The following is a 20,876-nucleotide window of genomic DNA, read 5'->3' as shown; positions in this document are numbered from 1 at the left end:
AGCGACAATGAAACAGTACACTTATCAATCAAACGGCGAGCTATTCGCATGGATAGCACTAGCATCGGCTCAGGGCATCTCCCCTAAAATCTGGCTACAGTCCCTTGAACACTATCAACTATCTCCTGCTGATTTAGTCGTTAATGCATCATCACTTCCCGACGCTGTGAAACAGCTCGTAAATCAAATATCAAAGCCCCTTATTGATGCTGCCTTCTCATGGGAACAAGCAACTGATAATAGACACATTATTTCTTATTCGTCTTCATACTACCCCCAATCGTTAAAGCAATTGGACAGTCCACCCCTAGTATTATTTGCAACGGGGGATAGTACTTTGTTGTCGAGTCCGCAAATTGCCATTGTGGGTAGCAGAAGGGCTAGCATTCAGGGTAAGCGTATCGCCAGTGAATTTGCAGTAGGGTTGTCTAGTAATGGGGTTGCAGTAACAAGCGGCCTTGCTATGGGCATTGATAGTGCAGCGCATCAAGGCGCTTTGTGTGGTAACGCAGGGACAATCGCAGTAATGGGGACGGGGCCTGAAAAGGTCTACCCCGCGAAAAATCACAAGCTCTACGAGGAAATAAATAATGACAAAGGCGTTACCGTCACAGAGTTCTTTCCGGGGCAGGGGCCTAAGCCTTGGCACTTTCCTAGAAGAAACCGAATTATCGCAGCATTATCACTTGGAACCTTGGTGGTAGAGGCAAAAATTAAGAGTGGCACCTTGATAACTGCGAATTTGGCCGCAGATATGGGGCGAGAAGTATTCGCTGTGCCTGGTAGTATCTTTCACGCGTACTCTGAAGGCTGCCATTGGTTAATCCAACAGGGCGCCAAATTAGTAACTAATATTATCGATATTCTTGATGAAATTGGTTTTCAACCTGAGCAACTGGGCTTGGATGTAAACGAGCAAAACGAAAAAAGTGCAGCGAATAGCTTGGCAACCGATAAATTATTAGCTAGTGTGGATTATGACATCACCGCTATTGATGTTATAGCCCAGCGCAATGCCTTATCAGTATCGCAAGCAATGGCATCATTATTAGAATATGAGTTGCGTGGTTTAGTAGCCGCTGTCCCTGGTGGTTACGTTAAATTGAGGGGAAAATAATATGTTCGATATCCTCATGTATCTGTTTGAAAACTTCATTCACAGTGAAACGGAAATTCGTGTTGATCAAGACGAGTTAACGGAAGAGCTTGTGCGCGCAGGATTCCATCACGATGAGATTTATAAAGCCCTCGCATGGTTAGAAAAGCTAGCGGCTCTGCAGGAAACGGATATAAAACCGTATTTCTGTAAAGGGATTAGCACCAGCTTAAGCCGCATTTACACCCACGAAGAACAGATGCGTTTAGATGTGGAATGTCGTGGTTTTCTTATGTTCTTAGAACAGGTCAATGTACTAGATGCGTCTACACGTGAAATGGTGATAGACCGGGTTATGGAAATCGATTCCAATGAATTCTGTTTAGAAGACCTGAAGTGGGTTGTGCTAATGGTACTATTCAACGTACCTGGCAAAGAGAAAGCCTACGCGCAAATGGAAGATCTTTTGTTCGAAGAGCCAGATGGCGTGCTGCATTAATGCAGTCGTAGTCACTGATACTTAAATCTTTACTTACAAAATGCGCTGTGAAATTACAGCGCGTTAAGGCCTTAACGTCTAATACATGTCTAAAATAGACCACTCACTTTTTTCAGCGCACGAGCATGCTCTTGATGATAACTTCGGAGACTGCCCCGAGTGCGGCAAGTCCCTTCATATAAAGAACAGTAAATCAGGCCCGTTTATTGGGTGCACAGGCTACCCGGAATGTAACTTCAGTAAGCCGCTACACGATAAACAAACTACCATTCTTAAAACCTTAGATGGCATAGCTTGTCCCGAATGTGATTCTGACCTTGCTATAAAAAAAGGGCGATTCGGTATGTTTATTGGCTGTACAAATTTTCCTACGTGCCATCACATAGAGCCTATTAAAGAAAAAGAAGACACCTTGGTAGATTGCCCAAAATGCAAGAAAGGGCACCTGATCTCGCGTACTAACAAATACGGTAAACAGTTTTTTGCGTGCAACCATTATCCACAATGTCGATATGTGCTAAATTTCACGCCGGTAAATGAAAGCTGCCCAGACTGCGGTTGGGGAGTATTGATAGATAAAAAGGGACAGTTACAGTGCCCTCAGCCGGCTTGCGGCTATAAAAAGTAATCACATAAAGAACTATACGTAGAGATCAAAACCATGTCTGATAACCAAAATGGGAACGTAAACACGTTTACCCCCGTTGAGGCTAACTCACCTGAAGTAGACCCTGTTGTTGCTGCATTCCAAGCTGGCAGTTTAATCGTTTATCCAACCGAAGCGGTAATGGGCATCGGATGTGACCCTGACAATGAAGCCGCAGTAAATGCGCTGTTAGAGATAAAACAGCGACCGGTAGAAAAGGGAGTGATCTTGATTGCTGCGAACTACAGTCAGCTACTGCCTTATGTCAACGACAATGCCATTCGGCCTGACAGACGCACAGATATTTTTTCGAGCTGGCCAGGCCCTAATACCTGGCTATTACCCAAGTCGTCATCTGCGCCTGTTTGGTTAACCGGCAAGCACAGTAAAATAGCAGTGCGCGTAACTAATCACCCTGTAGTAGTGGAATTGTGCAACAAGTTAGGAAAACCGTTAGTTTCTACAAGCGCGAATTTGACCGGTCAACCGCCGGCTACCACTTCTGAAGAAGCAAAAGCCGTATTCGCCGATTCCGTTTTCTACGTTGACGGCGTAGTAGGCGGTGCAACTAAACCCAGTACCATTCGCGATGGTGACACAGCAGAGGTAATAAGAGCATGACATCAGCAGAATTACTGGACGGTAAAAACGCCGCTGAAGTAATAGAACAAGTAAAAGGCTATCTACTAGGGCTGCAAGACACAATCTGTCAAACCCTTGAGCTTGCCGACGGAAAAGGTCAGTTTGTTGAAGACAGCTGGCAGCGTGAAGAAGGCGGTGGTGGTCGCTCGCGCGTATTAAAAAACGGTGCGGTGATTGAGCAAGGTGGCGTTAACTTTTCTCACGTTTTTGGCAGTCAAATGCCTGCATCCGCAACGGCAAATCGACCTGAGCTTGCGGGGAGAAACTTTCAAGCAATGGGCGTATCACTTGTCATTCATCCACATAACCCGTATATCCCGACGTCACACGCTAATGTTCGCTTTTTTATTGCGGAAAAAGACGGTGAAGCACCTATTTGGTGGTTTGGCGGTGGTTTTGACCTAACGCCGTTTTATCCGTTCAAAGATGACGTTGTACATTGGCATGATACCGCAAAGAAATTATGTAAGCCCTTTGGCGATGATGTGTACCCTAAGTATAAAAAGTGGTGTGACGACTACTTTTATTTAAAACATCGCAATGAAACTCGCGGCGTGGGTGGGTTATTCTTCGACGACCTTAATGAGTGGGGCTTTGAACAGTCATTTGCGTTTATGCAGGCTGTTGGTAACGGCTTTATCGATGCTTACGTTCCTATTGTTGAACGCCGTAAGCAAACAGACTTTGGTGAAAGAGAGCGAGACTTTCAGCTATATCGTCGAGGTCGTTACGTCGAATTTAATCTAGTGTTCGACCGCGGCACCCTGTTTGGATTACAAACTGGTGGGCGCACAGAGTCTATTTTAATGTCGATGCCGCCGTTAGCCCGCTGGGAGTATTGCTATACGCCGGCTCCGGGTAGCGCTGAAGCTAAGTTAACTGACTGGTTAAAGCCTACTGACTGGTGAATTTAACGCAGTAAGGTCGCTTCTACTGTTTTAACTAAATTCTTCAATAACAAAAAACGCCGTGTGAAATGAACACACGGCGTTTTTTGATCTGCATCAAGTCCGAATATCATCTTTGTTTCAGTGAGTTATCAAGCTTGCGCTGGATCAATGTTTCTCTTAACCAAGGGCGTAAAGTAGCGTCATCTTAGTTAAACACAAAAGAGACACATCATGCGCAAACACTTTTTATCTGCATCTGCACTTTGTCTTACACTTGCTGCACTTTCACCTTTAGCTAGCGCTCATCAGCAAGGCGATTGGATTGTCCGAGGCGGTCTGACTACCGTTGCTCCAGACGAGTCGACTTCTAATATTGTCGCTGGTGGTACTGACCTTGGTGTAGCCCTTAATATTGATAACGATACCCAGCTAGGTTTGAACGTTGCGTACTTTATTACCGATAATATTAATATCGAATTGCTTGCAGCAACGCCCTTCAAGCACGACGTGAACTTTTCTGTTGCAGACCCGTTAGGTACAGGGAACCAGCTTGGTGAAGTAACGCACCTTCCTCCTACATTAACAGCGAACTATTACTTTAATGACGCCAGCTCTGCATTTCAGCCTTACATTGGTGCAGGTATCAACTATACCTTTATCTTTGATGAGGAGTTTACGGGCGCAAATGAAACAGCGGGTTTAAGCGACCTATCGCTTGATAATTCATTTGGCTTATCAGCACAGGTGGGAATGGATTACCAAATAGATACCAAATGGCACGTCAATGCATCGGTTCGATTCATAGATATTGATACAGAAGCCACCTTTAAAGTGGGTGAGGCTGATGGAGCGGTTAGTGATATTGAAATAGACCCTTGGGTGTATACCTTATCGGTGGGTTACACATTCTAATTATTAGTTTCACGCCTTACTAACTATGAGGCTTTCACAATTGCACTACTTTATGCGCCATAAAGAGCGTAGACAGTAACAGGGGAGTTGCGCGTTAAAAGGTTAATCCTTTCAACGCGCTTTTTTATTTTGTATTCACCATATGATTGGCGAGCTGATCAAGTGCGTCTATCAACTGTTGAGCTAAGGCGATATCTTCAACCGTTTTAAACATGGCTTTTCGCATACAATACATCCACTGTGCTTTTAACTCTGGTGTTACTGTGTAGGGAAGGTGGCGTGCACGCAAACGGGGGCGGCCATACTGCTGCTGATAATCATCAGGACCACCAAGCCATAAACTCAAATATAAAAAGAATACATGACGAATTCTGTCTAATGGCTGAGGGTGAATAGCAAGTAGTTCATTTGCTAATGGGTCGGTCTCCATAATGTCGTAAAACGTATTTGCTAATTCCCGCACTTTCTCCTCTCCACCTATACGTTCATATGGTGTACTCTGCGAAGCACGATTATCGTTTTTCTTCTTTATATTAAATAAGTCTCGTATTCCCATGAAAAAATTCGCTGTATTCGGAAATCCTATTGCACAGAGTTTATCACCAACTATCCATCAAATGTTTGCTGAACAAGTGGGAGAAAAGATTTCTTATGAAAAGATACTTGCGCCAGTAGACGGTTTTGTAGATGCCGCCAACGCGTTTTTAGCTCAGGAAGGCGCTGTAGGTTGTAACGTCACCATGCCTTTTAAGCTCGATGCATTCAACTTGGCAAAGGTAGATGACCAAGCAGCCAAAGATGCACAAGCTGTTAATACGCTAATGAATGGTGACAGCGGTGAACTGCTAGGGTTCAACACAGACGGTGTTGGACTAGTAAATGATTTACTAAATAGTGGCGTGAAAATTAAAGATAAACGCGTATTACTTATCGGTGCCGGCGGCGCAGCCCGTGGTGTTATCTCTCCGTTATTAAAAGCGGGCGCTGCTTCACTGACTATTGCTAACAGAACGAAAGCAAAAGCTGAGGAAGTCGCAAGCGCCGCGTCTAATGCTAAAGTGCAGGTGGTGCCTCTTGAAGATATCGCAACGATAGCACCTCATATTATTATTAATTCAACAGCCGCTAGTTTAAATAATGAGTTGCCGTGTAGTTTGAACGATGGTGTTTTACAACACTGTGAAGTGGTTTACGACATGGTATATAAAAATTCGCCCACGCGGTTTATGAGAGATGCGGCTAATTTGGGTGTAAGTACACAAATAGATGGGTTAGGGATGCTAGTTGAGCAAGCTGCCGAAGCATTCTATATATGGACACAAAAGCGCCCTGATACCTCGGACATTGTGAAACAGGTTAGAGATATTGTTGAGCAAAGTGAGAAGCGAAACTAGTTCGCTTCTTCTAGGTACTCATTTTTCAATACGACATAGTTAACGGCAGACTGTTTCAGGAATGCCATTTCAGCGTCGTTGAGCGGTCTTTTCTTTTGCATGGGGTTTCCAACGTAAAGAAATCCGCTCTCTAATCTTTTGTTTGGTGGTACTAATGTACCTGCACCAATGAACACATCGTCTTCAACTATAACACCGTCCATTACAATTGCGCCCATACCTACCAGGATACGGTTACCTAATTGGCAGCCATGCAGCATACATTTGTGCCCAACGGTTACGTCGTCACCAATAATAAGTGGAAACCCATCAGGGTTTTTCTCTGATTTACGGGTAACGTGCAATACACTGCCGTCTTGTATATTGCTGCGAGCGCCAATACGAATCTTGTTTACGTCACCGCGTGCAGCAACCAATGGCCAAATACTGGCATCATCTTTTAATACTACATCACCGACTATTCTTGCCGAGTCATCAATATAGACATTCTTTCCTAAAGTAGGTGAGACACCCTTGAAACTATCAATTGGTTTATGCATTAAAGTAACTCTTGTTTATTACCGTTTTACTGTGATGATTCTTCTATTCCTACACGTGCCTTTATTACTTTATTCTTTTTAGTATCTTCGCGTATTGCTTTGCTTCTCTGCAGCATTTCTGGCGTAACATATCCGCGTTTATGGTCAAGGTGTATGCACACAGCGGAGTAACGTATGCGTTTAGCTTTAAGGCCATAGTTAACTAATCGATCGCCAAATTCACAATCTTGACCACCATATTGCATAGTTTCCTCAAAACCGTTTACGGCCAGAATGTGCTCTTTGTAACATGAAGCGCTATGACCATTCCAAGTCGGGCGAGCTGGGCTTATTTTATTTAAAAACTCTGCCCAAGTTCCTCTTGCAGTGAGCTTCATCGTTTTATGCGTCTTTTTTAAACCTTTACTAACTAACCAATCCACATTGAATGCACGCTGAGTTACGATATCCTCACGTGTGATTGCTTTACTTACACTCATGGGTAATTTGAAATACCCACCAGAAAGATAGGTATTTTTCTCTGATAGTCTTAGATGTTGCTCTACAAAGTCGTTTCGAGGAATGCAGTCGCCATCTGTGAAAATTAAGTATTCGCCCTCTGAGGCTACAATGGCTTTATTAAGAATACGGCACTTTTGGAAGCCATCGTCTTCTTGCCAAACGTGTTTGATAGGTATATCTGTGTCTTGCTTCAGACGTTGGATAAGTGCTTTAGTGTCTTCACGAGAGCCGTCGTCCGCAATAACAATTTCGAAGTTATCTGCGGTTTGTTCGAAGAAACCCCATAGTACTTTCTCTAACCACGCGGGTGAATTATAAGTTGTAAAAATGACGCTCGTTTTCATAATGCGTGATAGACCTCTATATAATGTAGTTAAGCAATATTGATATTACGTATCCAACTCCCCGCTAACAGATGCTTATATACTGACAAAATTGAGAGCAAGTATCGGCAGGTTATTTCCCGTAGTTTATCTAAGTGTGGGGAGTAATGACACTGCCGCTGTTAATCATTATGAATCATATGACTGATTAAAAAGGATTGTGGCATGCGCATGAAATTATTCTTTTTTACTAACTTAAAGCTAATGTGAAGAACCGAACAGATATATATAACGGTTCGATAAATACATTCTTATAGCTAAATAGATACCAGTGTTTTAGATTGAGAGCTTCAGATTGTTCAAATAAAGCTCATGTTGTGGGTAATTTGAGCGTTCAAAGCTAATATGACACTTTTTTTAAAATAAGTGTTGACGTGAGCGCTCATTTCCCTAAAATGCGCATCCACTTCGGGGGAAAAGCAAAACAGCAAGCCTCCTGAAGTAAGTCTCTACTACCTATATAGGCCAGTAAAGACGGGAGTTTAGAAGAAACGCTTCAGAAAATAAATTTTCAAAAAGTGTTGACAACGAAAACTTCCAGCGTATAATGCGCACCTCACTCGTACAGGGTGAGTCACTAAGAAGCGAACGGCTTCTAGTGAATAGCAGCGAAGCTGCTACGTTCTTTAACAATTTAGACAAGACAATCTGTGTGGGCACTCATTAAGAGTGTCACAACGACGATTCATATTTCGATATATTTAATTGAAGAGTTTGATCATGGCTCAGATTGAACGCTGGCGGCAGGCCTAACACATGCAAGTCGAACGGTAACAGGATGTGCTTGCACATCGCTGACGAGTGGCGGACGGGTGAGTAATGCTTGGGAACTTGCCTTTGCGAGGGGGATAACAGTTGGAAACGACTGCTAATACCGCATAATGTCTTCGGACCAAACGGGGCTTAGGCTCCGGCGCAAAGAGAGGCCCAAGTGAGATTAGCTAGTTGGTAAGGTAAAGGCTTACCAAGGCAACGATCTCTAGCTGTTCTGAGAGGAAGATCAGCCACACTGGGACTGAGACACGGCCCAGACTCCTACGGGAGGCAGCAGTGGGGAATATTGCACAATGGGGGAAACCCTGATGCAGCCATGCCGCGTGTGTGAAGAAGGCCTTCGGGTTGTAAAGCACTTTCAGTTGTGAGGAAAAGTTAGTAGTTAATACCTGCTAGCCGTGACGTTAACAACAGAAGAAGCACCGGCTAACTCCGTGCCAGCAGCCGCGGTAATACGGAGGGTGCGAGCGTTAATCGGAATTACTGGGCGTAAAGCGCACGCAGGCGGTTTGTTAAGCTAGATGTGAAAGCCCCGGGCTCAACCTGGGATGGTCATTTAGAACTGGCAGACTAGAGTCTTGGAGAGGGGAGTGGAATTCCAGGTGTAGCGGTGAAATGCGTAGATATCTGGAGGAACATCAGTGGCGAAGGCGACTCCCTGGCCAAAGACTGACGCTCATGTGCGAAAGTGTGGGTAGCGAACAGGATTAGATACCCTGGTAGTCCACACCGTAAACGCTGTCTACTAGCTGTTTGTGACTTTAAGTCGTGAGTAGCGAAGCTAACGCGCTAAGTAGACCGCCTGGGGAGTACGGCCGCAAGGTTAAAACTCAAATGAATTGACGGGGGCCCGCACAAGCGGTGGAGCATGTGGTTTAATTCGATGCAACGCGAAGAACCTTACCTACACTTGACATGCAGAGAACTTTCTAGAGATAGATTGGTGCCTTCGGGAACTCTGACACAGGTGCTGCATGGCTGTCGTCAGCTCGTGTCGTGAGATGTTGGGTTAAGTCCCGCAACGAGCGCAACCCTTGTCCTTAGTTGCCAGCATTAAGTTGGGCACTCTAAGGAGACTGCCGGTGACAAACCGGAGGAAGGTGGGGACGACGTCAAGTCATCATGGCCCTTACGTGTAGGGCTACACACGTGCTACAATGGCATTTACAGAGGGAAGCGAGACAGTGATGTGGAGCGGACCCCTTAAAGAATGTCGTAGTCCGGATTGGAGTCTGCAACTCGACTCCATGAAGTCGGAATCGCTAGTAATCGCAGGTCAGAATACTGCGGTGAATACGTTCCCGGGCCTTGTACACACCGCCCGTCACACCATGGGAGTGGGATGCAAAAGAAGTAGTTAGTCTAACCTTCGGGAGGACGATTACCACTTTGTGTTTCATGACTGGGGTGAAGTCGTAACAAGGTAACCCTAGGGGAACCTGGGGTTGGATCACCTCCTTACCATTACGTCGAAAGACGCACTTGATGCAGTGCCTACACAGATAGTCTTGTTTATATTTAAAGATGACTTAAATAAAAGCCCTTAGCTTTGATTTAAGATCAACCTAAGTGTTTTGAATTAAGCACTATGCTCTTTAACAATTTGGAAAGCTGATATTAATAGTAATCAATCAAAATTGAGTAACTGAGAAATCGAAAGATGAACTTTTTACTCTACTTGACTGAATTGCTTGTTATCAATTTATTGATAGCAAGGCAATTCTTCCGATTAGCTTGTCATGCATGCGACATAACTTAGACAGAAGTCAAAAGGCTGTTTGGGGTTGTATGGTTAAGTGACGAAGCGTATACGGTGGATGCCTTGGCAGTTAGAGGCGATGAAGGACGTGTAAGTCTGCGAAAAGCTGTGGTGAGCCGACAAAATGCATTTGAGCCACAGATGTCCGAATGGGGAAACCCACCTATTTATAGGTATCGTTACGTGAATACATAGCGTAACGAGGCGAACGAGGGGAACTGAAACATCTAAGTACCCTTAGGAAAAGAAATCAATTGAGATTCCCCTAGTAGCGGCGAGCGAACGGGGAACAGCCCTTAAGCTGTATTGAATGTAGTGGAATCCTTTGGGAAGAGGAGCGATACAAGGTGATAGCCCTGTACACGACGCAATCTTTACAGTGAAATCGAGTAGGTCGGGACACGTGTTATCTTGACTGAATATGGGGGGACCATCCTCCAAGGCTAAATACTCCTAACTGACCGATAGTGAACCAGTACCGTGAGGGAAAGGCGAAAAGAACCCCTGTGAGGGGAGTGAAATAGAACCTGAAACCGTATACGTACAAGCAGTGGGAGCCCTTCGGGGTGACTGCGTACCTTTTGTATAATGGGTCAGCGACTTATATTTAGTAGCAAGGTTAAGCGAATAGCGGAGCCGTAGCGAAAGCGAGTGTTAACTGCGCGTTTAGTTGCTAGGTATAGACCCGAAACCCGGTGATCTAGCCATGAGCAGGTTGAAGGTTGAGTAACATCAACTGGAGGACCGAACCCACTGACGTTGAAAAGTCAGGGGATGACTTGTGGCTGGGGGTGAAAGGCCAATCAAACCGGGAGATAGCTGGTTCTCCCCGAAATCTATTTAGGTAGAGCCTCGGACGAATTCCATTGGGGGTAGAGCACTGTTAAGGCTAGGGGGTCATCCCGACTTACCAACCCTTTGCAAACTCCGAATACCAATGAGAACTATCCGGGAGACACACGGCGGGTGCTAACGTCCGTCGTGGAGAGGGAAACAACCCAGACCGCCAGCTAAGGTCCCAAAATATTGCTAAGTGGGAAACGATGTGGGAAGGCATAGACAGCTAGGAGGTTGGCTTAGAAGCAGCCACCCTTTAAAGAAAGCGTAATAGCTCACTAGTCGAGTCGGCCTGCGCGGAAGATGTAACGGGGCTAAGCAATATACCGAAGCTGCGGCAGCATGTTTACATGCTGGGTAGGGGAGCGTTGTGTAAGTGGATGAAGGTGAGTTGTAAAGCTTGCTGGACATATCACAAGTGCGAATGCTGACATGAGTAACGATAATGGGAGTGAAAAACTCCCACGCCGGAAGACCAAGGTTTCCTGTCCCATGCTAATCAGGGCAGGGTAAGTCGGCCCCTAAGGCGAGGCAGAAATGCGTAGTCGATGGGAAACGGATTAATATTTCCGTACTTATATAATCAGTGATGGAGGGACGGAGAAGGCTAGGCAAGCTTGGCGTTGGTTGTCCAAGTGAAAGTGTGTAGGCTGAAAACTTAGGTAAATCCGGGTTTTCAAGGCCGAGACACGAGACGAGCTCCCAAGGGAGTGAAGTTGTTGATGCCCTGCTTCCAGGAAAAGCTTCTAAACTTATGATTATATGAACCGTACCCCAAACCGACACAGGTGGTCAGGTAGAGAATACTAAGGCGCTTGAGAGAACTCGGGTGAAGGAACTCGGCAAAATTGTACCGTAACTTCGGGAGAAGGTACGCCTCTGTTTGTGAACACTTCGCGTGGTAAGCAAATGGAGGCCGCAGTGACCAGGTGGCTGGGACTGTTTATTAAAAACACAGCACTCTGCAAACTCGTAAGAGGACGTATAGGGTGTGACACCTGCCCGGTGCCGGAAGGTTAATTGATGGGGTTAGTTTTCGGACGAAGCTCTTGATCGAAGCCCCGGTAAACGGCGGCCGTAACTATAACGGTCCTAAGGTAGCGAAATTCCTTGTCGGGTAAGTTCCGACCTGCACGAATGGTGTAACCATGGCCACGCTGTCTCCACCCGAGACTCAGTGAAATTGAAATCGCAGTGAAGATGCTGTGTACCCGCACCTAGACGGAAAGACCCCGTGAACCTTTACTACAGCTTGGCACTGAACATTGAACCTACATGTGTAGGATAGGTGGGAGGCTTTGAAGCACAGTCGCTAGATTGTGTGGAGCCGTCCTTGAAATACCACCCTTGTATGTTTGATGTTCTAACATTGGTCCCTTATCGGGATTGTGGACAGTGTCTGGTGGGTAGTTTGACTGGGGCGGTCTCCTCCCAAATAGTAACGGAGGAGCACGAAGGTTAGCTAATCACGGTCGGACATCGTGAGGTTAGTGCAATGGCATAAGCTAGCTTAACTGCGAGACAGACACGTCGAGCAGGTACGAAAGTAGGTCATAGTGATCCGGTGGTTCTGTATGGAAGGGCCATCGCTCAACGGATAAAAGGTACTCCGGGGATAACAGGCTGATACCGCCCAAGAGTTCATATCGACGGCGGTGTTTGGCACCTCGATGTCGGCTCATCACATCCTGGGGCTGAAGTCGGTCCCAAGGGTATGGCTGTTCGCCATTTAAAGTGGTACGCGAGCTGGGTTTAGAACGTCGTGAGACAGTTCGGTCCCTATCTGGTGTGGGCGTTGGATGATTGATGGGAGCTGCTCCTAGTACGAGAGGACCGGAGTGGACGAACCGCTGGTGTTCGGGTTGTCATGCCAATGGCATTGCCCGGTAGCTATGTTCGGAACGGATAACCGCTGAAAGCATCTAAGCGGGAAGCCGGCCCAAAGATGAGTCATCCCTGAACTTTAAGTTCTGGAAGGGTTGTTATAGACGATGACGTTGATAGGCAGGGTGTGGAAGCGTTGTAAGGCGTTAAGCTAACCTGTACTAATTGCCCGAGAGGCTTAACCATACAACGCCCAAGAAGCTTTAGGCTTTTGAGTGTTGTAGACAAGCTAAAGTAAGTAGAGTGAAAAGTAGTTACTCACTGATTGAATTAATATCCAGTTTTCTAGATTGTTACCAGTTTTTCCTGGCAGCCATAGCGATACGGTACCACCTGACTCCATTCCGAACTCAGAAGTGAAACGTATTAGCGCCGATGGTAGTGTGGGGTTTCCCCATGTGAGAGTAGGACACTGCCAGGTCCCATTAAGAGAAACCCGCCTAACGGCGGGTTTTTTGCTTTATATAGAAGCTATAGCATCCATGTATGTAAGCTAACAGAATTCAGTGAAGTTGATAAATATCAGCTTTACGCAGTAAACGCTACTGCAAACCAGTTTTTCCTGGCAGCCATAGCGATACGGTACCACCTGAAACCATTTCGAACTCAGAAGTGAAACGTATTAGCGCCAATGGTAGTGTGGGGTTTCCCCATGTGAGAGTAGGACACTGCCAGGTCCCATTAAAAGAAACCCGCCTAACGGCGGGTTTTTTGCGTTTGGAAGAAACAAAAATAATGGGGTCAGAGTACATTAATACTTTCAATTCTCCTTGAAATCAAAACAACCTTGAACCCAATTATTGCGAATTGAAGTGTACTCTGGCCCTATTTCTTTAAAAGTGGTAGGCGTAGGATAGATTCAGGAAGTCTAGCCCTGGGTTGTCGTTGTTAAAGCCACCGTTTGAAAAGTGCATATAGCGCAGCGCAACGTGTTGCTTCTTATCAATTTCTACAAACACGCCCAATCTGTCTTCAAATTGGTAGTTAGAGCCAATATCCTTCCCTGCCACCTCTTGATCACCAATGTAACTTGCACCTATTCCTGCTTCTAAATATACAGGGTATTTTTCATATAACGTAGTTACCTGTTTCATAAAAACAGGGGTCAGTGACGCGCCATAGCTTGTACTGTGTTTATCGTTCTTACCATATTCCCAAATGACGGCACTAACTTCCCAATAGAGCTTTATGTCGCCAAACCAATCGGTAGCTAATGTTTGTTCAAGCGGTCTATATGCGAAGCGCATACCGTCAATATCATCAAATCCATGCATATAGTCGACACTGACAGTCTGCTTTGCCTGCGCGCTACTGGCGGTAAATGTGATGAAAAAAGAAAATAAGAGTAGTGATAACTGTTTCATAAATGCTCCTTGATATAACAACCTACAAGCAAAAATTTTTCCAAATAAAAAAAGGTAATCATTTCAGATAGATAAATTATATCTAAGGTCAAGTATATAGCTGGCGAGAGTCTATATTACTGACGCCCTTGAAGTTTTTACAAGGGAAAATTGCTTTGCTTTACTAATCTAACCCAAACTAAGTTTTAAGAAATATTGTAAGAAGAGCAGTAGCGGCAACAGACCTATCAAATGCGCATGTGAATAGATGTGTGTCATTCTCGCAAAGCGACGAGTCCTTTATTTCCAAACTTCTTCAGCTTGCAAGTCCTGTTCTTTTAGAAGTTGCTGAGACAATTTTTCAAAAGAAGTTATTCCGTATTTTGCTTTTATGCTATTAATTAACTCGGGGTTTGAGGCTATGAAATTATTCAGTTCACTGATGATTTCTTTGTGGTAAAGGGTAGACAAAGAAAAAGGGATTTCGTTATGAGGAAGTGTTAAATCTAAAGTAAACGCGCCTTTCTCATAGGATAGTGGTGTGGAGCTTTGGCTGACAAAGTATTCCAAATCTAACCCATCGACACGCTCTTGATTTAAAAGGTCAAAGCCCTGCTGTATGCTAGTAACCCAAGTGATTTTTGTATGTTTATTGTCTATTCTTTGTTGCCAGTTTACTGGTGTAAACCCTAGCGGCATGGCTAGATGTTTTATTTTTTCAATGCCCTTACCTACATTCTCTCGTTTAACGATAGTTCCTGTTACTGCATTGGTTAAAGGAAGTGAAAAATACTTATCGCTCGAAGTGGTGATGCTGTTATACCAGCCTCTGTTATCAGGGTATACAAAATCAACATTACCTTTAACTAGCTCGAGTTGAAGTCGTCTTATGGGCAAACTCAAATAAATAAATTCGTGCCCAGAAGCTTCAGAAAAAGCCTCTAATATCGACCAGGCTACTCCTTTATCTCCAGGCGAAGAAAAATCGTAGTGAGGAAAGTAGGCTAAACCTTGTGCGCCAACTATATATTTATCTGCGTAGGTATTAAAACTAAATGCGCAAATAATAAAAAGCGCAATCCATCGCATCATTTTATACTCCGAAAATGACAACAATTATCTACAGGTATAGCTGAGTTATTCGAATGTTGCTTCACGAAAAGGAAGTTATTAATCAAACAATCACTATTAAGCACACCATAATCTATTACTTTGCCGCTGTAAAAAATTCAGTGAAAATCTCTAGAGCTTAATGTCAGCTTTTCGAGCCAAGGTGTACGGTCAATAAGCTTACCCGCAATAATGTGAATAACTCCCTCTTTGGAACATTCAACAATGCCATTAACTTGAAGAAGCTTAGCTTTCAAAAAAGTTTGTTGCTGTGCTCGCGCTGTAGCTTGCCATACCACAACATTCATATTGCCTATATCATCTTCTAAGGTCAGAAAGGTGACGCCTGCTGCTGTGCCTGGGGCCTGTCGTCCCGTGACAGCTCCAAGTACTTTAACAACAGATTTATTCTTTTTGTCTCTTAGCGAATCAGACCAGCTTATGTCGTTAAGCTCGTGTTGCTGCTTAAGCAGTGCAATAGGATGGTTATTTACAGACAAGCCTGTTGAAGCATAATCTTCAAGTAAGTTTTCTGCTTCAGAGGGGGCTGCGCCGAGCGTTTTGCCGCACTTCTCTGGATAAAACTTATCGGTATCAAAAAGCGGTAAACGTGTTTGGGTATCCATAATTCGCCAGCGGGTTTCGTAGCGATTCCCTGATATAGTACGAAATGCATCTGCGCTGGCAAGTGCCTCTAGTTCATTACGTTTAAGCGATAACTGCTGTAACTGTTCAACGTTGGTGTAGCCTTCGTCTGAACGGTTTTGAACAATAATCTGAGACGACGCTTCACTTAAACCTTTAATAAGCTTAAGACCAAGCTGTATATACTTTTCTTGCCCCTTTACAACTAACGTGTGCTCTGTACCAGACTGGTTAACGCAGGGCGCTTCTACCCGTATATAATGACGCTTAGCGTCTTGAACTAATTGGGACGGAGAATAAAACCCCATGGGCCAGCTATTTAACAGCGCCACGTAAAACTCGACGGGAAAGTAAAACTTCAACCAGCACGATACATAAGCCAATACCGCAAAAGACGCTGAGTGAGACTCGGGAAAGCCGTAACCTGCAAAGCCTTTTATTTGTTCAAATAAGTTATGGGCGAACGTACTGTCATAGCCTTTATCCGTCATACCCTTAATGAGCTTATCTCTGAACTCAAAAATTCTACCGTCTTTTTTCCAGCTAGCCATAGCACGTCGCAGCTGGTCGGCTTCTCCACCACTGAAGCCTGCGGCAACCATAGCAAGCTGAATTACCTGTTCTTGAAAGATAGGTACACCCATAGTGCGAGATAGCACCTTTTCCACATCTTTCGATGGGTAGCTAATTGTTTCGTTGCCGTGGCGGCGTATCAAATAAGGGTGGACCATATCACCCTGAATCGGACCTGGCCGTACAATGGCTATTTGTACAACTAAATCGTAATAACGACGGGGTTTAAGCCTTGGCAGCATAGACATCTGGGCTCGTGATTCTATTTGAAAAACGCCGACTGTATCAGCGCGGCAAATCATATCGAAAACCTGTTTGTCATCCCCAAGTTTGGTGATAAATGGAATACTGGTTTCAATAGGGTACTGTTTATTGATAAGAGAAAACGCGCGGCGTATAGCGCTTAGCATCCCAAGGGCCAGTACGTCGACTTTTAAGAGACCTAAGGTTTCAATGTCATCCTTATCCCATTGAATGATGGTACGGTCTTCCATTGCGGCATTTTCAACAGGGACAAGATCGTAAAGCGGACCTGCGCTAATAACAAAACCACCCACATGCTGCGACAAATGGCGGGGCGTACCCAGTAAAGCTTCGGTAAGGGTAATTAACTGCTGCACCCTAGGCTCTTCAGGGTTTAGCCCAAGCCCAGCCAGTTGAGACTTCCACGGAATAACGCTGTCTCGGCGATTAATCTGCTTTACCACAAAATCAAGCTGTGATTCGCTAAAGCCCAGGGCCTTACCCACATCTTTAAAAGCCGACTTAAAGCGATAGCAAATAACCGTAGCCGCGATAGCGGTTCTTTCTCTGCCGTACTTTTGATAAATGTATTGAATGATCTCTTCACGGCGCTGATGCTCGAAATCCACATCAATATCGGGCGGCTCGTTACGTTCTTTGGATATAAAACGCTCGAACAGTACGCTTATTTGTCTTGGATCTACGGCCGTTATTTCTAGGCAATAGCACACTACAGAGTTAGCTGCCGAACCTCGACCTTGGTACAAAATGCGCTGTCGCTTGGCAAACTGGACAATATCGTAAATGGTCAAAAAGAAATATTCATATTCTTGCTCGGCAATAAGTGTCAGTTCTTTTTCTATAATTTGGCGGATTTCAGAGGTTATACCTTCTGGAAAGCGCACTTTAATACCGGCTTCTACGCGCTCCCGTAGATAAGATGTAGGCGTATACCCTTCTGGCACAAGTTCCGAAGGGTAGTGATAGCGCAACTCTTCTAAAGAAAACGTGAATACTTGGGCTAGGGTATTGGTATTGGCTATCCACTTCTCAGGGTAAAGTTTCTTTGTTTTTTGTATGGTGCGCAGACTACGCTCTGCATTACTTAACGCTTCCCGACCTATTTTGTCTACACTGGTGTGCACATTAGTAGCATGCAATATATGTTGAAGCGGCAGCCTGTCAGCGTGATGCATTAACACACCTGTACAAGCAATAACCGGAAAGGGAAAGGCAGACTGTAAATGGTTGTAGTGCGCAAACCGCTGGTGATCCCGTCCGTCTAATAAACGCTGAGCGCCAATATAGGCATCAATGCTGGGATGCTTTTGCAGCCACTCAGCCCAATGCTTGTCGTGAGCTTCTTTTCCGCTAGGTAGCCAGATGAATTTGCAGTGGCGAATGGTACGCAAGTCCCATTCAGCAAGTTGATATTCTCCTTTCTCAGAGCGACGCCTGGCGTTAGTAATAATTCGGCACAGTTCGCTGTAGGCCGCTTTATTCGGGCACAGCAGTACAAAAGATAAGGTGTCATCAAATACAAAGTAACTACCAACAATAAGCTTAATAGGTAGGCCTTGATGGGTTATTTCATCGAAAGCGCGTACTACTCCCGCTACCGAGCATTCGTCAGTTATGGCAAGCGCGTCGTAGCCAAGAAAAGACGCCGTGGTCACAAGCTCTGAAGGAGAGGAGGCTCCGCAAAGAAAGCTATAGTTGCTTTGGCAAAAGAGTTCGCTGTATTTCATGATATTGCTTTTACCTCTACTTTTTCTTTAACCGCGTACGGCTAGCAAAAAAGACCCTGTACCCACCAGCGGCTCTCTTCATCTTTAAAGACTAAAAGCCTTACACATTGCTCAGTTTGGGCGATGAAATAATCTCGCTTTGTTGGGCTGTCATGCCACCACTCGCTGTGTAAACGCACGGGGCCAAAGCAAATGTGGGTTGCCTGAATAAGCGGTTTAGGTGTATCAAAAGTAAAGGTGGGCGTAATGTCACTGTTGTAAGCATAACTACCGGTGCCGTCACCGGCGCTTGATTCCGTTACCGTCATATATTCGAACTGATGACTGTCAGCAGCGCGAGGTTGAAACGTACTATTATCGCCTAGCTTGGCGTTTAAGCGCCCAATCAATTGTTTCTGTGCAACGTCATTAAACCTATCGCTAAAAAAGTCGCCATTTTGCGAATCTATTTCTTCAAACTGCTGGCAGGTAAGCGCAATCGCTGTGGCAGGCTCGGGTAACTCTAGGTTCTCAGTTTTAAGACTAAACAGCGGTAGCCAACTTTTCACCGATGACTGAGGCAGTGCAGAATGAATATTAATATCCATAACAGGTGCTTCTCTGAAATGAATACGCACGTTGATGCTGGATGTATATAAGTTTCTTGCTCGTAAATAGTGAGACAAATGTTCAAACTGCTGGGTGACAAAAGGCGTTAGGTGCTGTGTGTTTTCAATATCAAAAGGCAATAAAGTAAAGTTATCAAAATGCTCCAAAGGCCTAAATAGCGTAACCTGGGGAAAGGTTTCTCCTCTTAATGCAGTAAGATACATAATGGTGTTATTGTCGAAGCGCCGCCCCAGTTCTTGTACCGGCATGGCCAGCAGTTGCTGTACACGGGTAACTCCCACTCTTGCCAAAGAGTCAATGACTTTAGGTGACAAAGCAGTAATAGAAAGCGGGCACGTACTTAGCGCCTTTTTTATGTCATTGGGTGTATGTAAGTAGGTATTAAACTTATGAAGCGCTAATACTTTTGCGGCCTCAATTGTCCATGCGCTAGCAAAATGATAGCGAATATCTGCTTCTGCCAGAGTTTGACTTAAAGTTTTCCACAGTGGCGTATGACCGCCATAGTAATGAGTTAGGTTATCTAGCCTTACTGCCAGACCGCTTACACTATTTGCGTGAATGTGGTTGTCTAATACGATGTCAGAAGCCAGTGGATAAAGCCGATGGGCTAACTGGGTCAGCATATGCTTTTCGACTTCTTCACTGAAAGGCAGAATATGCACGTAAGGGCATAGCGCTGCTGCTTGGGCAAGTCCATGACCAATTTCAATGCCTTCTTTTTGCGCAATATCATTACACTGCGTAATTTTGTTTGTTTTACTGCAGTACACTGCAACGGGGGTATTCGACGGTAATGACGAAGAGCTTTTGTTAGCTTCGCTTCTAGGTTCATTTCTAAGATCGCCTTTAAGCGCTTGGCGGTGCGCATGTTTATTTTTAGCCGCTTTGATGTGGCTGTCTAAAGTGAGTTGATAGCAGTAAATATAGGCCCACAGCATTGTTAGCTCACAGAATGTAAAGCCTGATCGGAAAGCGTGTTATGTGCCATGGCCCATTTAATGGCGTGATTGTCAGGGGTCCACTGATGAGAAATAACAACGTTATCTTTTGGCCACCCATGACGTTGTTTGCGTATGTTCACCGATAAAGCGTGGGGTTTACCAAGTAGCGCAATATCTAAAGTGATGGGCAATGAACTGTCGCTTTGGCTTGGTGTATCAGCTTGTGAGCTTGTTTTTGAATAATTTAACGATGATGCCTGTTGTTGCGGGGGAGTATACAGCAAGCACAGTGCGTCATTATGCGTTGCCGCTACTTGCAGGCGCCGTGCTTCTTTTTGATTTACTGCATTACTCCACAGCACAACGCAATGGCAAGCCGTACTTTTTAAACATTGTTCTGCTGCCCATAAAGACTCCTGCTCAGTACCTGCTTTAACTACGAGTACCTGTTGTGCTTTCAGCCCCAGGTTTTCTAACCATGGTGACTGTAGTAATCCGGGAGGGTTAATAAACACCACCAGTTTATGCGTGCGATGCTGGCAAATAACTCGTTTAAATAATGAAAGCTCACCCACGCCGGTCAGTGAGGCAATACGCACAAGCCCCGTAGAAGCAACGCCACCGTTAAGTGCTTTATCTAGGCGTGGAAAACCCAGCGAAAATTTAGTTTCACTTTGCTTTTGATTTCTGGCCCGCCAAATTTGGGGATGATTGTTAAGCACGGATAACGATTTATTCATGGCACTCAAAATAAACTGTATTTTTATACAGTATTATAGGGCAGCAATAACCCTTTTCAAGACAAAAGGTTTTTGTCTTGTTGTTTTAACCGCTAACTCACTGATTAGTTTGAAAAGGTAAAAAGATTAAACTTTTAAAAGAGTGGGATATCGTGGAGGGCCGCC

15 protein-coding genes and 4 rRNA genes are annotated in these 20,876 nt (G+C 44.8%); 11 read left to right on the top strand and 8 right to left on the bottom strand.

Translation table 11 applies throughout. The features are described from left to right. The first annotated feature begins 7 nt into the window (after positions 1-7). The 6 genes from dprA (at position 8) to ACYX4M_RS06970 (ending at position 4,685) form a co-directional block, all read left to right on the top strand. Positions 8-1,117 (top strand): DNA-processing protein DprA, encoded by a 1,110-nt coding sequence (gene dprA / locus ACYX4M_RS06995; protein WP_476082429.1) that lies wholly within the window; start codon positions 8-10, stop codon positions 1,115-1,117. A 1-nt stretch (position 1,118) separates the two neighbouring features. Further along, positions 1,119-1,595: a DUF494 family protein gene (locus ACYX4M_RS06990; protein WP_014947732.1), complete on the top strand. Its 477-nt coding sequence runs from the start codon at positions 1,119-1,121 to the stop codon at positions 1,593-1,595. Between the two features lie 85 nt (positions 1,596-1,680). Continuing rightward, positions 1,681-2,223, top strand: coding sequence for a DNA topoisomerase family protein (locus ACYX4M_RS06985; RefSeq protein ID WP_476082428.1), 543 nt, complete (start codon positions 1,681-1,683; stop codon positions 2,221-2,223). Between the two features lie 33 nt (positions 2,224-2,256). Then, positions 2,257-2,862 (top strand): L-threonylcarbamoyladenylate synthase type 1 TsaC, encoded by a 606-nt coding sequence (tsaC, locus tag ACYX4M_RS06980; RefSeq protein WP_476082427.1) that lies wholly within the window; start codon positions 2,257-2,259, stop codon positions 2,860-2,862. Beyond that, positions 2,859-3,791, top strand: coding sequence for an oxygen-dependent coproporphyrinogen oxidase (hemF, locus tag ACYX4M_RS06975; protein WP_476082426.1), 933 nt, complete (start codon positions 2,859-2,861; stop codon positions 3,789-3,791). Before tsaC ends, hemF begins: the two co-directional genes overlap by 4 nt. A 213-nt stretch (positions 3,792-4,004) precedes the next feature. Beyond that, positions 4,005-4,685, top strand: a complete 681-nt coding sequence (locus tag ACYX4M_RS06970) for an OmpW/AlkL family protein (protein WP_476082425.1) — start codon at positions 4,005-4,007, stop codon at positions 4,683-4,685. 124 nt (positions 4,686-4,809) lie between these two features. Here the strand turns inward: ACYX4M_RS06970 and ACYX4M_RS06965 are convergent, their stop codons facing one another. Further along, positions 4,810-5,241, bottom strand: coding sequence for a group II truncated hemoglobin (locus ACYX4M_RS06965; protein WP_476082424.1), 432 nt, complete (start codon positions 5,239-5,241; stop codon positions 4,810-4,812). Between ACYX4M_RS06965 and aroE the strand changes: the two genes are divergently transcribed. Next, positions 5,240-6,079: a shikimate dehydrogenase gene (aroE, locus tag ACYX4M_RS06960; RefSeq protein WP_476082423.1), complete on the top strand. Its 840-nt coding sequence runs from the start codon at positions 5,240-5,242 to the stop codon at positions 6,077-6,079. The genes ACYX4M_RS06965 and aroE overlap by 2 nt on opposite strands. Here the strand turns inward: aroE and ACYX4M_RS06955 are convergent. Both ACYX4M_RS06955 and ACYX4M_RS06950 read right to left on the bottom strand, forming a co-directional pair. Then, positions 6,076-6,618 (bottom strand): gamma carbonic anhydrase family protein, encoded by a 543-nt coding sequence (locus ACYX4M_RS06955; RefSeq protein ID WP_476082422.1) that lies wholly within the window; start codon positions 6,616-6,618, stop codon positions 6,076-6,078. The two genes, aroE and ACYX4M_RS06955, sit on opposite strands and share 4 nt — an antisense overlap. A 26-nt stretch (positions 6,619-6,644) precedes the next feature. After that, positions 6,645-7,463, bottom strand: coding sequence for a glycosyltransferase family 2 protein (locus ACYX4M_RS06950; RefSeq protein WP_476082421.1), 819 nt, complete (start codon positions 7,461-7,463; stop codon positions 6,645-6,647). Between the two features lie 741 nt (positions 7,464-8,204). On the opposite strand from ACYX4M_RS06950, the gene ACYX4M_RS06945 reads away from it, so the two are divergent. The 4 genes from ACYX4M_RS06945 to rrf (ACYX4M_RS06930) all read left to right on the top strand — a co-directional run bounded on the left by ACYX4M_RS06945 (position 8,205) and on the right by rrf (ACYX4M_RS06930) (position 13,433). Continuing rightward, positions 8,205-9,737: ribosomal RNA gene (locus ACYX4M_RS06945) — 16S ribosomal RNA — on the top strand. Positions 9,738-10,066: 329 nt separating this feature from the next. Continuing rightward, positions 10,067-12,942, top strand: a 23S ribosomal RNA gene (locus tag ACYX4M_RS06940). Positions 12,943-13,061: 119 nt separating this feature from the next. After that, positions 13,062-13,177, top strand: a 5S ribosomal RNA gene (rrf, locus tag ACYX4M_RS06935). A gap of 140 nt (positions 13,178-13,317) precedes the next feature. Next, a 5S ribosomal RNA gene (gene rrf / locus ACYX4M_RS06930) occupies positions 13,318-13,433 on the top strand. Together the 16S, 23S and 5S rRNA genes form the textbook arrangement of a ribosomal RNA operon. Positions 13,434-13,589: 156 nt before the next feature. Here rrf (ACYX4M_RS06930) and ACYX4M_RS06925 read toward each other — a convergent pair. From ACYX4M_RS06925 to ACYX4M_RS06905, 5 genes are all read right to left on the bottom strand, one after another. After that, complete coding sequence (locus ACYX4M_RS06925; protein WP_476082420.1) at positions 13,590-14,120, bottom strand: acyloxyacyl hydrolase; 531 nt, start codon at positions 14,118-14,120, stop codon at positions 13,590-13,592. A 279-nt stretch (positions 14,121-14,399) separates the two neighbouring features. Next, entirely contained in the window at positions 14,400-15,191 is a 792-nt protein-coding gene (locus tag ACYX4M_RS06920) for a hypothetical protein (protein WP_476082419.1), read from the bottom strand. A 137-nt stretch (positions 15,192-15,328) separates the two neighbouring features. Continuing rightward, positions 15,329-18,418 (bottom strand): error-prone DNA polymerase, encoded by a 3,090-nt coding sequence (locus ACYX4M_RS06915; RefSeq protein WP_476082418.1) that lies wholly within the window; start codon positions 18,416-18,418, stop codon positions 15,329-15,331. Positions 18,419-18,459: 41 nt separating this feature from the next. Next, positions 18,460-19,968 (bottom strand): Y-family DNA polymerase, encoded by a 1,509-nt coding sequence (locus tag ACYX4M_RS06910; protein WP_476082417.1) that lies wholly within the window; start codon positions 19,966-19,968, stop codon positions 18,460-18,462. 2 nt (positions 19,969-19,970) lie between these two features. Beyond that, the gene (locus ACYX4M_RS06905; protein WP_334058891.1) at positions 19,971-20,711 is read right to left on the bottom strand and encodes a recombinase RecA; all 741 of its coding nucleotides are present in this window, start codon (positions 20,709-20,711) and stop codon (positions 19,971-19,973) included. Positions 20,712-20,876: the final 165 nt, after the last annotated feature.

Source organism: Alteromonas sp. ABV4_150 (genome assembly GCF_056311745.1).
This window is presented reverse-complemented; position numbering and strand designations above follow the sequence as displayed.